A 16,675-nucleotide genomic window follows, 5' to 3' on the forward strand; every position below is an offset into this window, starting at 1 on the left:
GCGCGGCGCGTTGTGGGGTGGGGGGCGGTCGACCGCGGGCCTGTGCTGGGGGGGGGGGGGGTGTGCCTTGGCGGCCGGCGCGGGGGGGGGGGGGGGGGGGGGGGCGCCCCCCACGCCGCTCACGACCAGGACGCGGCCACCAAGGAGCGTTCCGCGGCTGCCAGGTGGACGGCCGAGGCGAGCCAGGCCCGTGCGTAGCCGTCGGCCGAGGCGTCGGTCAGGCGGCCGAAGGCGTCGCGAGGACGGCGGCCCGCCTCCGCCGTGAGGGCCTGCGCGAGGTGCGCCGCGCCGCCGAGGCCCGCCCGCGTCAGCCGCGCCGCGAGCGAGGCCGCGTCCTGCCCCCGGCCCGCCTCCGCCACGGCGCGGCGACCGCCCGCCACGCCCGTCTCCAGCAGGCGTCTCACCCGCCACAGCGGCGCGTCCGCCAGCGGGTCCGGAAACGCGGTCACCAGGCCCCGGCCCGCGGCTCCGGTCGTCTCGCGGGGGAAGTGCTCGCCCTGAAGCCGGTCGTAGCCCAGGTCGGCACGGCCCTTCCACGCGTCCGGCAGCCGCAGCGTGGCCGGCGCCCCCGGCACCGGCCCGACCGCCAGCGGCCGGAGCGTCGCGGCCCGGTCCAGGTCGGGACGTCCGAGCACGCGCAGCGTGAGCCCCGGGTGCTCGGCGATCCGGCGCAGGTTGGCGGTGTGCGGCAGTCCAGGATGGGGGTGTGCGGGGCGGAGGCGCAGCAGCGGTCCCTCCCCGGCGACGCGGACGACGACGCAGTCGCCGGTCGCTCCGATCACCTCGACGTCGCAGCCCAGCAGCTTCGTCGCCGTTCCGTCGGGCCCGCCCGCCTCGGATGCGCCATCCGCCAGTACGGCGGCCATCGCCTCCCGCACCGGCCGGGCGAAGAGCGCGGCGACGGGCTCCTCGGACCAGTCCACCCCGCGCAGCGGCGTCGCGCTGACGCCCCGCCCCGCCCCGAGGCGTCCGTCGGCCGAGACAGTCGCACCGACGATCCGCAGGCCACCGCGCGCCAGTCCGGCGTGGTCGAGGACGGCGCCGCCGAGGGCCACGGAGGCCGACCCCGCGCCCTTCACGCGGCCGAGACCGCCGGGGCGCACGTCGGACACCGTGTAACCGGTCCCGTCCGGGTCGACCAGGTGCGTGGTCACACCGCCGTACCCGGTCGCCGTCAGCACCGGCTCCCGGCACAGGCCGTACACCCGCAGGCTGCCGCCCTCTGCGTAGAACCGGCGCGCCGAGCCCGCCGCATCCGCGTCGGCGGATCCCGAGGCGAGCAGCGCCGCGCCGGCCAGCAGCGTACGGAAGGCCCCCGCCAGGTCCCCGAGGCGCTGTCCCTCCTTCCGCTCCCGCGCGGCTCGCAGACCCCGTACGACGCGCAGCGCGGCGGCCTCGGCCCGCGGCAGTCCGGCCAGCCGGGCCGTGTGAGCGGCACGGAGCAGCTCCGCCTGCACCACCGCGCCCCCTGCCGTGACGCCTGCGGACAGGGCCTCGGCGGCGGCCTCCCACAGCGCCGCGGCGGCGCGGGTCTGCGCCGGGGTGAGGGCGGCCGGGGCGACGCCCGCGGCCGCGGCGCCCACGGCCGGGGCCGCGCCGGCAACGGGCAGGGCCGTGCGAGCCGCGGGGCGCCGGCCGCCCGCGGACGTCTCGACGTGCGGCCGGGTTGGGGCCTGGTCCGCGGACGTCTCGACGGGCGCTCCGGAGGCGGTGGGCGCCGCGCCGTCGGCGGCACGGGGCGAGCCCGTTCCGGACCCGGCGTTCGTATCGGAGCCCGCGCCCGAGCCGACGGCTTCGCCCGGGCCTGCGCCCTCGGCTTCGTCTCCGCCCCAGGCGGTGGCCTCACCCGGGTCCGGGCCGGGGTCTCCGTCGACCTCCCCCTCCCCGTCGGCGAGGGGCGCCGCGCCCAGGACCGCCGCACGGTGCAGGCAGCGCGGGGCCAGAAGGCAGCTGCACGCGGCCTGTTCCGCGCTGGTGACGGCGCCGGACGGGCCCGGGCGCAGCGTCACCATGGCGTCCTCGCCGAAGCGGACCTCCACCGACCCGTCGGCCCCGGGGGCGGCCCGGTCGGCGCAGTCCGCGATCGCCGCGTCGAGCTTCTTGCGCAGCCGTGCGCTGAGCTGCTCCACGGCGTCGGCAAGGACGTCGGGGGCGACGGGGGGCAGGAGTTCGGTGCTCAACGGGGTTCTCCACGGAGGCGGTCGCCCACCCAGCGGGCGAGGGCGAGCGGGCTGAGGGCGGCCACCGGCATGCCGGCCGCGACGAGTTGGCGTGCCACCGACACCGAGTAGCGCGGCGTGCCGGTGTCGTCGAGTGCCGCACAGCCCAGCAGATGGACGCCGGAGGACGCCAGGGCACGGACCTCGCCCAGCAGCCCGCCGAGCGGTGCGCCCTCCTCGAAGTCGCTGACCACGACGACGAGCGTGCGGCTCGGGACGGTGACCAGCGAGCGCGCGTGCGCGAGACCGGCCGCGATGTGCGTACCGCCGCCGACCCGGACCTCCAGGAGCAACGACAGCGGATCCTGGACCCGGTCCGTCAGGTCGATCACCTGCGTGGAGAAGGCCAGGAAGTGCGTGGACAGGGTCGGAACCCCGCCCAGGACCGCCGCCGTCAGCGCCGACCAGATCACCGAGGCCTCCATCGAGCCGGAGACGTCGACGACCAGGATCAGGCGCCAGTCCGCCTCCTTGCTCGCCCGCGTGCTGAACACCGGGCGCTCCGGTACGACGACGAGCCGGCCGTCCTCCGTGCGTCGGGTGTGGGCGAGGTTGGCGCGCAGGGTACGGGCGAGGTCCAGGCGCCCGCCGGGCCGCCGGGTGGGGCGCGGGGTGGCCAGACCGGAGAGCGTCGGGCGCAGGCGGGTCGCCAGCTCCCGGGCCAGCTCGTCGACGAGCCGCTTCACCAGCGGACGCAGCCGGGCGAGTTGGGCCTCCGGCATGCCGCCGACAAGAGACAGCACCGAACCGAGCAGCTCCACCGACGGGCGTACGGCCGCCGGATCGAGCTGCGCGAGCACGTCGGAACGTCCCGCGTCCGCGGCCTCCGCGAGGACCTCCTCGCGCACGTCGGCGCCGAAGAGGGCCTCCAGCTCCTGCGCCCATTCCCGGGCGGTGGGGAAGCTCGGGTCCTGGCCGCCGCCCTGACCGGCCGGACCGCCGTCCAGGTCCTGCGCGCCCTCGCCGCGCCCCCGGCCGTAGAGCTCGTCCAGGGCGTGGGCGTAGCGGCGCGCGTCGCCGGTGAGCCGTTCCTTGTGGCGGCCGAGCAGCAGCCGCCAGCGGTCGGCACGGCCGAGCCGCCGGTCCGCGTCGCCCGCGGCAGCGGCGTCCGCCGAAGGAACACCGGGGGCCGCATCGGCCGCAGTCCCGGTGAAGGGACCTTCGGGCGCGGGCGCGGGGCCGGTTGCGGTATGGGTGGCCGTATCGGAGGCGGAGGCGGTGTCGGAGGAGGACGGGGGCGGGGGCGCGGCGGAGCGCGTGGACGTGGGCGAGTGGCTGGGGCCGTCCGCCGCGTCCGTGCCCGGCAGGCCCAGCGCCTTCAGCGCGGCCGCACCGGCCGCGTCGGCCGCCGCCCACAGGGCGAGCAGCTCCGGCGGGGCGTCGAGCGACAGGTCCAGCCGGTCGCCGAGCCGCTCCGTCACGGTGGTGAGCAGCCGGTCGCGCGCGGCCGGGGCCAGCGCGTCGAAGCCGCCGCGCAAGGCCGGAAGCCGGTCCAGGAAGTCCTGGTCGGCCAGGGCGTCGACCCGGTCCATGAGCGGGGCCAGCGCGTCCGGTGACGCCTGGAGCAGGGGTCCGGCGGCCGTGAGCAGCCCGGCGAGACGCTTCGTCAGCGCGCGGCGCGTGTCGGGAGCCGTGGCCCCGTCGATCCAGCCGGCCGTGCGCTCGCCCAGGGCGGCCGCGTTGTCCAGGTCGAGCAGCACCCGCACGGCGAGGGAGGCCCCCTGGATGAGCGGCGATCCCTCGGCGGCCAGCTCGGCGAGGGACCGGTCCAGCCGGAGGCCGAGGTGACGGGCTGCGGTCCGGTCGGCCAGCGACACCAGCGCCGCGGCGTCGTCGGGGCGGTCGCTCCCGGCCAGACCGGGCAGGGAACGGACGGCGGCCTCCAGCAGTTCCTCGGCGAGCGTGCCGGCCGTCGTGCGGGCGGCCTGTGTCGTGCCGGGGTAATGGCCGCGCTGGAGTCCTTCCAACAGGTCCAGGGCCTGGAGGAGTTCGGGCAGGCCGGCGCTGCCGGGCAGCACGGCGGCTGCCTCAAGAAGGCGGGCGTCGACCAGTTCGGGCAGATCGCAGCGCGCGGCGGCGGCCAGCCCCGTCAGGATCTGGTCCGGGGTGGGGCCGCCCTCGGCGGCCTCGCGACGCGCGGTCGCGGAGAGCGTCCCGGCGGCGGCCTGGGCGGCCGTCACCCCGCGCACTCCCGCGAGGTCGAGTCGCGCGGGCACGGACGGCGTCCACGTCACGCGCCATTTGGTACCGAGCGCGGTGCCGTCGCCCGTGCTCGCCACGGCGAGGGGCTCCCCGTACGAGGCGCCGATCACCAGCAGGCGTTGGAGCAGCACCTCGCGGCGGCCGTCCAGGGGCGAACGAAGCGGGTCGAGGCGCAGGTCGCGGCGGTCGGGGTCGTCCGGGCGAGGCAGTCGCAGCTCCGCGAGCTCGGCCTCGACCGAGGGGCCCAGCCCGGACCGGGGAGCGTGCGGGCTGATCCGGCCGCGCAGGGCACCGACGAACACGGCCTCCATCGCGCGGGCCAGCGCCCGGCCCCGGCCGAGGGGTTCGCCCTGGCCGAGGACGGTGGTGACGGCCTCCAGGAGTTCGCCGCGCCCGGGCGCCGGCAGTCCCCGCAGAGCCGCCAGGTCGCACGCCAGGCGCAGGGTCTCGGCGGCCTCGCCGGTTCCCGCGGTGTGACCCGCGCGGCGCAGCTCCCGGCACAGGCCGGTCACCGCGTGTGCCGCGGCCTCCCGGATCCGTTCCGGGTCGCCCGCCGCGGTGAGCACGGCCTGCTGCCACAACGGGTCGCGGATGCCGGCGGGGTAGCCCGACCGGGAGTCGAGCAGGTCGAAGGAGTACGGGACGAGCGAGGTCACCGCCGAGCCTTCGCTCCCCGCACGCCCGACGTGCCCGTTCCTGCCGGCCGCCTCCGCCGTCGCCGCGTCCGTTCGGGACGCGGCGGTCTCGGAGGCCGCGCCTGCGTCCGTGCCCGCTTCGGCCTCGGTCCGCGAGGCCGCGCCTGCGTCCGTGCCCGCATCTGCCTCGGTCTCCGAAGCCGCGCCTGCGCCCGTATCCGCATCCGCCTCGGTGCCCGCGCCGGCCCCCGCCTGCGCGCACGCGAGGAGCGCGGGCGCGTGGAAGGCTCCGATCACGGCTGCCACCCGGCGGCCGTCCGCCGAGGCGGCGGCGATCACCTGCCGCATCCGCTCCTCCCGCGCCAGGTCCGTGGCCGGCACGGCGGCGTCGGCGCGCAGCGCCCAGCCCACGCCCAGCGCGGCTCGGCGCACCGCGTCCGGGGCGCATCCCGGCGCCAGCACCTCCACCGCGCGGTCCCACAGGTCGTCACCGTCCCGGCCGGTCCCGGCGGCGGCCAGCGCCTCGGCGTACGAACGCCGCTCCCGCGCCTTCCCGTCGCCGGGGCAGACGTCAGGAGAACCCGCGCCATCCGCAGAGGCATCGGCCCCCGCCGACGCCGTCGCGTCGCTCGCGGACGCGTCGGCATCGGCGAATGGTCCGCCCTTGCCGGCGGCCCCCGCCGGCGCCCCGTCACCCACGGACGCACCGGCGTCCGTCGGCGCAGCACCGTCGCCCGCCGCCGACCCCGCACCCGCCGCCGGCGGCCCGTCGCTCACGGACGTACCGGCATGCGCCGACGCGGCACCGTCGCCCGCCGCCGACCTCGCACCCGTCGACGCTGCCCCGCCACCTCCGGACGTACGGGCATTCGTCGCCGCCGCCCCGTCACCCGACGCCGCACCGGCGTCCGGCCGTACGGCCCCCGTCCCGTCCGGCTCGTGCGTCGACCCGGAGGTCTCCGTCGCCGACCACCCCGGGTCCCCCAGGGGAAGGTCGCAGCACACGACCTCGACCCCGCGGCTCCTGGCCCAGCGGACCGCGGCGAGCTCCGGAGAGAAGTCCGCGAAGGGGTAGAACGACAGTCGTCCGTCCTCACTCGCCCCGGCCAGGGCGACCGGGGCGACGGTCTCGGGGTCCGCCAAGTGCTCCAGCCAGGGCTGGAAGTCGGCCGGGAGCTCGACGCAGACCACCTCGGCCCGTGCCTCCTCCAGCAGGGCGGGCACCACGGCGGCGAGTGCCGGACTGTGGTGGCGCACTCCCAGCAGGTACGGCGCGCGCGACGCGGCCAGCGCCTCCACGGCCGCCCGTGGATCGACGGTCGTCAACGCAGGCTCCCGCGCAGGTCCCAGAGCCGGCGCCACATGGCCGAGCCGCTCTCGGCGCGGCGGCGCACCGGGCCGTCCCAGTAGCCGAGCAGCCGCGCGTGGTCGGCCGGATCGTCCTTGCGGACCACGCCCAGCAGATGACCCGGCAGCAGGTCCAGGACGTCGCCGTCGGGAAGGTAGGCGGCCGCGACTCCCAGCGAGGCCGCCACCTGCACGGCCTCGGCGGTGGACATGACCGTGCCCGGTCGCTCCACGTCCCAGCCTTCGGTGGAGCGGCCCGAGCGCAGGTCGCGGAAGACGGTGACGAGGGCGTCGAGGACGGCGTCGTCGACGGCGAAGGCCGCCCCCGCCCGCTGCACGGCGGCGACGGCCTGGCGGCGGATCAGGACCGCCTCGGCGTCGGCGTCGGCGATCGGGTCCACGGTCTCGAAGTTGAAGCGCCGCTTCAGCGCGGCCGACATCTCGGAGACGCCCCGGTCGCGCAGGTTGGCGGTGGCGATGACGGTGAAGCCGGGGGCGGCGCGGACGACCGCGTCCTCGGTGGAGGTCAGCTCGGGCACGCTGATCCGCCGGTCCGACAGGATGGAGACGAGGGCGTCCTGGACCTCGGGCAGGCAGCGGGTGATCTCCTCGACCCGTACCACCTGACCGGCCCGCATGGCGGCGAGGACGGGCGAGTCCACCAGGGCCTGCGGGGTGGGCCCCTGGGCGAGCAGCAGGGCGTAGTTCCAGCCGTAGCGGAAGGCGTCCTCGGTGGTGCCCGCGGTGCCCTGCACGGTCAGCGCGCTGGTGCCGCTGACGGCGGCCGCGAGCAGCTCGGACAGCATCGACTTGGCCGTACCGGGCTCGCCGGTCAGCAGCAGGCCGCGCTCTCCGGCGAGGGTGACCACACAGCGTTCGACCAGCGCGCGTTCGCCGACGAACTTCGGGGCGATCGCCAGCTTCGACGGCAGACCGGCGCGCCGCCCGGGCAGGGCCAGCTCCACGCCGTCGCTGCCGCAGACGAACGTGACGACCGCGCGCGGGGTGAGCGCCCAGCCGGGCGGCCGCGGGCCGGGGTCCTGGGCGGCGAGGAAGGCGAGCTCGGCCGCGTGGCGCTCCTCGGCCGGTTGGCCCTGCCGGGCCGGGGCGGTCTGTTCGGTGACGGTCATTCGGTTTCCTTCGTCATGGTTCGACATGCGTGCGGACGGGGACGGGTGGCCGGCGCGGCGCACCCGGGGAGGGCGCGCCGCGCCGTGCCGGCGCGGGGGAGGGGCCGGTCAGCGGCGGCTCAGGTGGCTCGGGTGCCGTTCGGCGCCCCGAGGCGGCTCAGGTGGCTTTCGGGCCGCTCGGCCCCCCCGCGGCGGCCCAGCTGGCTCGGTGCCGTTCGGCGGCCCCAAGAGCGTCGGCTCAGATGCCTTCGAGGCCATCTGCGGGGGCCACCAACGGCACGCCCTCAGCGGCGGCGCCTCGTACGCCGGACCTTCAGCTCCTCGAAGCGCGGGACGTCGCCGTCGAGGATCCGCTGCCACGCCCGGGCGAACAGCTCCGCGGCCGGTTCGATCGGCACCAGAGCGCCCAGGACCGGGCGGGTGCCCGCGACCACGCCGTACATCGGCAGCTTCCACTGCTCGACGGGCAGGACGGGCGACGACTGCTCGGCCCAGGCCCCGGGCAGGAACAGCGAGCGGCCGGCCCGGGCCCGTACGGCCGACACCACCAGGTCGCCGTCCGCCAGTTCGGCCCGCGCCGCCTTGAGACGGGCCGGCTTCCAGCCCGTCCACCGCGCGGTGTTGCGGTCCGTCGGGTCGGGCATGGCCAGCAGCATCAGGTACAGCGTCGCCGCGTCGGCGCCGAGACCGTGAGCCTCGGACACCTCGGCCACCAGCTCCGGAACCGACCGCGACGGATCCTGCGGCCACCACATGCCCTCGTCGTCCGCCTCGCCGGCCACGGGCGCGCCCGGGTCGGCCAGGAGCCGTGCGAACGCCGGGTCGTGCGCCCGCCGCAAGGCCGTCTCTACCCCGGAAGGCTGCTGATCGGCGCCGCGCAGCGCGACCAGATAGGGGTCGGACCCGGTGGAGTCCAGCAGGGCGGGCCGTACGGCCGGCCGGGGCTGGCCGTCCTGCGTCGCCATGAGCACCGCGCCGTACCGCTCGTGGTCCGGAGCCGTCTCCGTCGGCGCCCCGGCCACCTTCCGGAAGTCCGCGAGGCTGGTGTAGTGCCCCACGGGGAGCAGCAGTTCGGGCGCCGCCAACCGCTGCCGCACGGCGGTCAGCGCACCCGGCAGCGCCGCCCGCACCGGGTCGCCGGCGGGCAGCCGGTGGGCCAGCCAGGCCGTCAGGCTCATCGAGCCGGCCAGCACAGCCGAGGTGAACGGCGCCTCCGTGGGAGTCACCGTCGCCGCATGGTCGCCCTCGATGTGCCACGGCACGTCGACGCCGAGCTCCGGCGAGGACGCCGGGTCGAGCAGCGCGGGGAGCGCCCGGTGCACGGGCCAGCCACTGCGGGCGGCGCGCGCGGCCTCCGCCGCCAGCCAGTCGGGCACCTGCCGCCGCCGTCCCACCTTCTCGTTCCACACGGCCGCCGCCGACGCCACGTCCGGGCCCTCGCTCCACAGCCGCGCCGGGTCGGCGGGCAGGAGCGCCGCGAGCACCGCTCGACGCACCTCGACGGTGAGCGCGCGCAGTTCGTCGCGGGCGTGTCCCGCCTCGGTCACCTTCAGGCCGAGCGTCTTGCGCAGCTCGGCCGGCAGGAAGTTGTTCTGCCAGCTGTCCACGTCGGGCATGCCCACGAGAACGATCCGGGCCAGTGCCCCGGACACGCCGGTGAGCCGGCTGAACTCGTCCGCGGCCTCCGCCAGGAAGGGCGCCTCCGCACGGGATCGCGCCTCCTTGAGGAAGGCGGACAGCCAGTCGGCGCCGCGCGTCCGGTCGCCCACCGGCGATTCGCCCCGCAGCGTGTAGGGGCCGGGCACCTCGAAGCGCCCGCTCGGGTCGTGGAACAGCGCACCGAACTCCCGCCCGTCGGGGACGCTCGCGTTGTGCTCGGTGAAGCCGAGCGCCGCGCCACCGCCGAGGGGCAGCACGCTGCGGTGCGACGCGTTGCGCGCCTGCCCGTCCGGAGTGTGCAGGTGGGGCTCCGTCAGGTGGACCACGACCTGGCGCCAGTGACCGGCCGACGCCGCCGTCGAGGCCAGCCCCAGCGCGTCGACCTGGCCGAGGACGGCGAGCAGGGCGTCCCGGTGCGCCGGGTCGCTGCCGGGCGCGACGGCCCGGTAGGCGAGCGCGGCGGGCTCGTCCAGGAGCGAGACGAACGGCAGTCCGGTGTACGGCAGCGACGGCAGGTCGAAGTGCAGCCGGCCCGGCTGCGTCGTGGCGGCGGTGTCCGCCCGTACGGACGCCAGCGCCTCCAGGTAACGGTGGGTCACGTCGCTGTCCGCGCCGTAGTGGTAGTAGCCGGTGCCGACGATCCCGTGCAGCGCCTTGGCGAGCAGCTGGTCGCTCGGGCCCTGGACACGGACCTCCGCGGGCTGCCCGGCCGGATCGAGCCGTGCGGCCACCGCGTCCAGCGCCTTCCGCTGCCGCACCGCGAACCGCAGCACCTTCACCACGCCGGCGATCAGCTCGGGCGCCGAGACCTGCGGCAGCGCGGCGCTCACCAGCTCGGGCAGGTCCGCCGCCCGCTCCGCCGCCACGGCCGCCTTCAGCAGGACCCCGGCCGACTCGGCGTCGGCCTCCCGCAGGGCCGCCGATCCCTCGGGATCACGCGCGCGCAGCATGTGCAGGTACGGCAGCGGCGGCAGGGCGTGCCCGGCCGTCCCGTACAGCTCGTTGCGGTGGTCGCACTGGGCCGTGGTCGTGACCACGCCCTCCGGGTCGTTCAGCGACAGCTCGCGCCACTGCCGGGTCAGCGCCCGCGGCCGGTCGTCGCCCGGGAACGTCAGCGCGGCGACCGGGGCACCGGCGCCCTTCCGAAGGGTGACGACCCGTCCGGTGGTGTCCTCGCCGTGGAGGCCACCGTCGGGCAGCCGCACGACACGCCAGCCGAGGAGCCCGTCCGCGGACGTCCCCTGGGCCGAACCCTCCACCGCCGGCGCGGGCCGCAGCCAGGACGAGTGGGCGGACAAAGCGGCCCCGGGCGCGTGCCCCCGCAGCGCGTCGGCGAGGAAGCCGGGCTGCGAGCGCCGGCCGTAGGAGCCGCCCACGGGGTCGTACTCGAGCCAGCCGCCCTTGTCCTGCCCGTCACCGTTCTGCCACACCCAGTACGACGTGCCGTCGGACAGCAGCGCGCGCTCCCCGGGCAGCTTCGTGTCGCCGCTGTGCAGGACCCCGCCGCCGGTGGTGCGGCCGCCGCCGGGCAGCTGCAGGCTGGGGTGTTCCGAACGCGCCGTCCAGTAGTCCATACCGTCAAGGGCGAACACCGTGTCGGGCGAGGTGTGCCAGTAGCCCTGCGGCTCGCCACGGCCGTACGTGCTCCAGAACACCAGCAGCGCGCCGTCCACGTAGTGGAAGCCCGTCCGCCACACCGACGTGGAGGGCACCCGCAGATCGTGGACGAGGACGGTGGAGTCGGCGTCGATGACGCGTGCCTGCGTCGCGTTGGCCACGATCAGGTACGGCCAGGCCTCGGACACGGTCAGGCCCGCGGTGCCCTGGTGGCCCGGGGACAGCTCCTTGAGCGCCTCCTCCCAGGCCGGCCACCGCAGTTCCTCCCACAGGCCGCCGCGCAGGGTACGCGCCACGGTCTCGCCGAGATCGGCGCCCGCCGCGGCCGCGACCTCCCGCGGCGCGAGGACGAGGGCCTCGGAAGGCAGCCACGAAAGCCGCTCGATCGCACTCGGCAGTCCGGGCAGTCCGGCCGCCACCGACGAGTCGGCCACCTCGCGCACCCACTCGGCGAGCATCGGGCGCCCGCCGGCCGAGGCGGCCAGCCGCCGCATCACGTCCGCACCCGAGGACGCGCTGTTGTAGCTGTTCGCCCCACGGCGGAAGGCGGGCCGGAAGCGCGGGTCGGCGGCCAGCGCGACCAGATCCCGCGGGTTCTCGCCGCGGGCCCAGTCCGACAGGTTCATGGCGTCGCCGCGCCGGTTGCCGGCCGGCCGCTCCTCGGGGTCGGCGACCGGGATCTCCAGCGAGAGCAGGAGGTCCAGCAGGTTCACGTCCTCGACGCCGATCCGCAGGAACCGCTCGCCCTCGGGCCGCGCCGCGAGGTCGGCACGCAGCCGGCCGGCCACCCGCTCCACGAGCTCCAGGAGGCCCGACTGGGTGGGACGCGGCCCCCAACCGCGGTGCCGGGCAGCGTGGAAGCGCTCCAGCCAGCCCGCCGCGCCGTCGGAGCACTGCTCCTCCTGCGGCAGGTCCGCGTCAGCGAGGCCGGCGACGGCGCCGGACTCCGTCAGGATGCCCAGCCACAGCTCGCTCATGTCCCCGTTGTCCCCCGGCGGGGTCATCGACAGCAGCGTGCCCCGCACGGACGGAACGCGCCGGGCCAGCGCGACCAGCGCGCCGCGGTGCGACTTCCACCAGCCGGCGGCGGCCCGCAGCGTGGCCGGCAGCGGCAGGAGCTCGGCGAGGTAGTCCTGCTCCGCCTCGTTGCCGGACAGGGCCGCGGCGCGGGCGAGCCGCTTCAGCTCCGTAGCGGCCTGGGCGGAGGGCGCGAGACCTCCGGCGGTCCGACGCACGCACAGCCGCCGGAACCGCTCGTACGCCTCGACGGGCGCGAGCCGGGCGGACAGGTCCTTGCCGTAGCCGGTCAGGACCTTCACCGGCAGCGCGCCGGCCAGGGCGAACTCCAGGAACACCGCGTCGAGCCGGTCCTCGTCGACCGTCAGCCCGTGCTGCGCCTCGCTCGTGCGGGCGCGGCCGAACAGCTGGCCGGCGTACGTGGGGTTCTCGACCCGCAGGAAGACCCGCGCCGCCTGCTCGTAGAAGACGGGGAGGAAGTGCGGGACGGCCGAGGCGAGCCGCCCGGCCAGCTCGTGGCAGGCGTCCAGGGCGGCCTTCGGCTTGCTCTTGGCCTGCCGGGCCAGCCGGTCCAGCTCCGGCACGACCGCCAGCGCGTGGTGGCCGTCCTCCGGGCGGTGCACCAGCACCCACTCGGGAAAGCCGAGCTCCTGGCGCCGGCCCAGACCGACGACGGCCGGCTCGCCCTGGGGTTCGAGGCCGAGGAAGCCGGCGGCCAGGTCCTCGGCGGCGCCGAGTTCGGCCGCGGCCAGCCGCACGACGACCCGGTCCTCGCCGAGCACCGCGTGACGGTAGGCCCGCGCGGTCAGCTCGACCGCCGAAGGGCCCGCTCCCCGCGCGTCGGCGGGGAGCACCGCCCCTGCCGCGAGCAGCGCCTTGTTGTCGTTGTCGCCCGTGCCGGTCACGCGTCCCCACCCTCTTCGATCGTGCGGCCGGCGTAGAGCGCGGCGGCCATGCGCATTCCTTCGGACCAGGCCACCGGCCCGACCTCGTGCAGCCGCACCGCGCGGCCGTCCTCGTCGTGCCAGCTCAGCGCGCCGGTCTCGGACTCCCCGTCCCAGTACGGCTCGCCGATCCACACCGACGCCTCCGTGCTGCGGCCCCCGTCGCGCACCTTGCACGTGGCGTAGCCACCGGACACCCGGTAGCCGAGGCCGGTGGCGCGCGCGGCGAGACCGAACCGCGAGGCGAACTTCCCGCCCGCGTAGTCCCGTACCTCCGTGGCCGTCTCCGGACGCGCGGCGTCCGGCCCCTCCGGCCTGGCCCAGGTGGCCCGGTGGATCTGCTCCACCTTCTGGGTGATGCCGAGGTCGGCGGCGAAGTCCCGTACGTCGTCCAGATCCGGAAGGAGCACGGGGTGGGGGAGCGTCACCGTGCGCGGCGACAGCCGCACGGTCTCGCCGTCCAGGTCGACCACCTTCAGCTCGCCGTCGGCGGTGACGTCACGCAGGAAGCCGACCTCGTCCGGGTCGTCGCCCACGACGGCCATGTCGCGCAGCGCCGCCTGCCAGGCCTCGTCCGGCCACACACGGGCGATCAGTTCGGTCGGAACCGGGAGCGACGACACCATCCAGGCGTCCACCTGGGTCACGCACGAGGCCGCGTGCCGGTCCAGCCACTCGGCGAGCTGCCGCAGTCTGTCGACCTCGGGACTGTCCCGCAACGCCTTCGGCAGCGTCTTCAACTGCCGTCCCCCGACGCGCCGTGCGACCACACGCCCGTCCTCGAGGGTGATCTCGTACCCCTCACCCGCTGCCAGCCACGCCATCAGCCGTGCCCCTCCGCCCTTCGTCCCTCAGATGCCGGCGCAGCCCGAACCAGGGGCAGGAAGCCCCTGAGCTGCGACATGTGAGGAGACTAACGAGGGCCACTGACAACGCAGATCGGCCCCCGGAGCCGGGCAGGGAGTCCGGCGCGGGGGCAAGGGCGGGGGCACGGGGGAGGGGGAGGGGGAGGGGAAGGGGGAGGGGGGAGAACGGACGGGCGGAGAGGCGCCGGATGGAGCGGGCAGGGGTGCGTCTGGAGGGATCCCGGAGTGGGGGCGGGGAGGGGAGGAGGTCGTCACCGCAGATCCGGGAGCCCGCTACCTCCGCTTCGCGATGTCCTCGGCCTGCTGGGCGATGTCCTCCAGCACGATCTTCGGGTCGGCGGACGGCGCGACGGCCTTGCCGATGTTCCGCTTGATGGTGTCGCTGACCTGCAGCCAGGACGGCTCGTTGACCGGGTAGAGCCGGGAGACGCGCAGTGCGGTCAGGAACTGCTCGGCGCTGGGATCCGCCGCCGCGTCCTCGGAGGCCTCCGTGGCGGACACCGTCGCGGGCAACAGGTGGTAGCGCCCGGCGAACTCGATGAGGTTCTTGTCCTCGTAGACGAAGTCCAGGAACTGCCCGACGAGCTCGCGGTTGCCCTCGTGCCTGAAGGCCATCATCCAGTCGGCGACGCCCGCCGACGGCGGGGCCGCTTCGCTGCTCAGGGTGTCCGACACCGGCATGCTCACGGTGCCGACCTTCATGCCCTTGGCCCTCGCCTCGTGAAGGAGGGAGGGATAGCCGTTGACCATGCCGACATCACCGCGCAGGAAGGCGGCGAAGGCGTCCTGCCGGTTGAGCTCGGCGGGCGGGACCGGGCCGGTGAGCGCCGGCACGACGAGGTTCTCCTTGATCCAGCGGAACGTCTCCGTGTTCGACTCGGACGCGATGCTGTAGCCGCCGCTGATGTCGGTGTAGCCGCCGCCGTTGCTCAGTTCCCAGATCAGGGCCTCGGCGTGGGCCTCCTCGGGACCGAGCGGCAGAGCGTACGGGTACAGCACGCCCTCCTTCTTCAGCGCCTTGGCCGCGTTCTTCAGCTCCGACCAGGTTTTCGGCGCCTTCACCCCGGCTTTGTCGAACAGCTCCTCGTTGTAGAAGAGCAGACGGCTGCTGGCCACGAAGGGCAGGCCGTACAGGGTGTTGCCGACCGAACCCGCCTCCGCGAGCGGAGGCAGGAAGTTCGCCTCCGCCCTGACCGACAGCAGCTCACCGGCGGCGTAGAGCCGGCCCTGCGCGGCGAAGTCGGAGTACGCGCCCATCAAGGCCACGTCGGGGGCGTTGTCCTCCTGGACCATGCGGGTGACCTCGCGGTCGACGTCCGCCCACGGGTACAGCGTGACCTCCACCTTCTTGCCGGGGTGGGCGGCGGTGAACGCGGTGGTCAGCTTGTTCCAGTACGCCTTGGAGCTGGTCGCCGGGCCGTCGCCGTACTCGGGGGCCACGAGACGCAGCGTCGTCCCGTCGCTCTCGGACGAGCCGCAGGCGGTGACGAGGGAACCCAGCAGTCCGATTGCGGCCACGGAGGCGGTCAGGCCGAAGAGTCTTGGTCGCACGGGTGTTTCCTCTGATCTTTTCTCGACAGTGCGTCCGAAATTCTCTCCTGCTCCGAGGCCTATTTCGCCCCCTACCGAGCGGTTGTGCGCTAGCTCCAACTCGGTCAATTCCGAATGGTGTCTTCCGATATACGGCCGCTGATTTCGACGCGCGTAGAACCCGCCACGATGTCCAGCGAGACTCCGGTAAGGAGCATTGACGAAGGCATGGACGAAGGAGCCGTCGGCAGCTGCCGACCGTGCGGGCCGCCGACGGAGACCACCCTCACCGAGGCGGCCGCACCCTCGCGGCACCGCCTGTCGGGGTGTCCGGGTCCTCGGGCCAGCTCTCCGTCCCCACCCCGCTCTTGGCGGCCGCGGTGTGCAGCGCCCGCAGGGCGACCAGGAGGACGCCGATGTCGTCCAGGTAGACGGGGTCGGGGATCAGGTCGACCGGAAAGACCGTGTAGACGACGGCCGCCCAGAAAAGGGCCTTGGACTGCAACGGGACACCGGCGTCCAGCAGCAGCTTGCGGGCCTGGAAGACGCGTACGAGCAGAAAGACCGCGAGTCCCGCCACCACGAGCACGAGAACCACGGCCACGGCGATCCACAGGGTCTTGTCCACGCTGCTCTCCTGGCCTCGTGACGTCCCGTCCGCGCCGATCGGCGGCGGCGGCTTTCCAGGCTAGGGCGCGAGGCCGGCTGCTGCCCGGGCCTCGTCGGACCCGCCGGCCCGCCCGCCCCGGCGGCACGGACGTGGTTCGCCGTGGACCGTCGGAGCGGCGGGGAGCCGGACAGCCAGGCTCGCGACGACGTATGACGAGCGGTCAGCCGCCGAGCAGGGTGCCGAGCGGCGACAGCGAGTTGCCCGACAGGGGCACCTGATTGAACGTGGGGACGCTCTGCGACGCCGTCACAGGCGCGTCCGACAGGTCGCCCGCCGCCGCGGGCCGCGGCGCGGGTGCGTCACCGTCGCCGGGGCCGTCGGCCATGGCCACCCCGGCGGAGCCGAGGGCGAAAGCCCCGGCCAACAGCACGCTACCGACGATCCTGGACTTCATGGGTCCGCCTTCCGAATGTCACAACCGGTACGGCGTGCCCAACGAGGGACGGACCGGCGGGATGCGGGCCAGGCCGGTCCGGTCGGATGCGGGGAGGCCGGCGTTCTGCGGCGGGCCGCGTCGTGACCGGCGCGCGCTGCTGCCGGGAGACCTTCACCGAGGGCCTTCCCGCCTCGCGACCGCGACCGCTACCTGCGCCCGCGCAGCCGTCCGAGCAGGCTGCGGGCCTGGGCGCGCTTCCGCGGGTCGGCGGCGGCGCGGCGGACCGTCGCGACCGCCCGCTGCCCCTGCGGGGTGCGGGTGTATCGCATCAGACGCGTGATCAATCCGGACATGTCATCCTCCTCGGGCCGTGCGTACGGACCGCTTACCCGGCGACGCCGCAACGATGCCCGGCCCGCTCCGTCCGGAGCGCACACGCGCTGCCTGGCGCCTTCCGGCGCTG

At 75.8% G+C, this 16,675-nt stretch carries 9 protein-coding genes; all 9 read right to left on the reverse strand.

The window, feature by feature from the left end; translation table 11 throughout:
- Positions 1-119: 119 nt before the first annotated feature.
- Positions 120-2,180: a hypothetical protein gene (locus tag ACIGXE_RS17960; protein WP_399748355.1), complete on the reverse strand. Its 2,061-nt coding sequence runs from the start codon at positions 2,178-2,180 to the stop codon at positions 120-122.
- Entirely contained in the window at positions 2,177-6,382 is a 4,206-nt protein-coding gene (locus ACIGXE_RS17965) for a DUF5682 family protein (protein ID WP_399748357.1), read from the reverse strand. Before ACIGXE_RS17965 ends, ACIGXE_RS17960 begins: the two co-directional genes overlap by 4 nt.
- Positions 6,379-7,533, reverse strand: a complete 1,155-nt coding sequence (locus ACIGXE_RS17970) for an AAA family ATPase (protein ID WP_399748359.1) — start codon at positions 7,531-7,533, stop codon at positions 6,379-6,381. The genes ACIGXE_RS17965 and ACIGXE_RS17970 overlap by 4 nt, the downstream gene beginning before the upstream one ends.
- 284 nt (positions 7,534-7,817) lie before the next feature.
- Positions 7,818-12,731, reverse strand: coding sequence for a DNA-binding protein (locus ACIGXE_RS17975; protein ID WP_399748361.1), 4,914 nt, complete (start codon positions 12,729-12,731; stop codon positions 7,818-7,820).
- Positions 12,728-13,594, reverse strand: a complete 867-nt coding sequence (locus tag ACIGXE_RS17980) for a DUF4132 domain-containing protein (protein WP_399748362.1) — start codon at positions 13,592-13,594, stop codon at positions 12,728-12,730. The genes ACIGXE_RS17975 and ACIGXE_RS17980 overlap by 4 nt, the downstream gene beginning before the upstream one ends.
- A 315-nt stretch (positions 13,595-13,909) precedes the next feature.
- Positions 13,910-15,187 carry an extracellular solute-binding protein gene (locus ACIGXE_RS17985; RefSeq protein ID WP_399748364.1) on the reverse strand — a complete coding sequence of 426 codons (1,278 nt, stop codon included), beginning with the start codon at positions 15,185-15,187 and terminating at the stop codon, positions 13,910-13,912.
- Positions 15,188-15,452: 265 nt separating this feature from the next.
- Entirely contained in the window at positions 15,453-15,794 is a 342-nt protein-coding gene (locus tag ACIGXE_RS17990; protein WP_399748366.1) for a YkvA family protein, read from the reverse strand.
- A 202-nt stretch (positions 15,795-15,996) separates the two neighbouring features.
- Positions 15,997-16,230 carry a hypothetical protein gene (locus tag ACIGXE_RS17995; protein WP_399748368.1) on the reverse strand — a complete coding sequence of 78 codons (234 nt, stop codon included), beginning with the start codon at positions 16,228-16,230 and terminating at the stop codon, positions 15,997-15,999.
- A 188-nt stretch (positions 16,231-16,418) separates the two neighbouring features.
- Positions 16,419-16,565: a hypothetical protein gene (locus tag ACIGXE_RS18000; protein WP_399748370.1), complete on the reverse strand. Its 147-nt coding sequence runs from the start codon at positions 16,563-16,565 to the stop codon at positions 16,419-16,421.
- Positions 16,566-16,675 lie beyond the last annotated feature (110 nt).

Origin of the sequence: Streptomyces sp. NPDC053431 (assembly GCF_044544925.1) — a bacterium.
GTDB lineage: Bacteria > Actinomycetota > Actinomycetes > Streptomycetales > Streptomycetaceae > Streptomyces.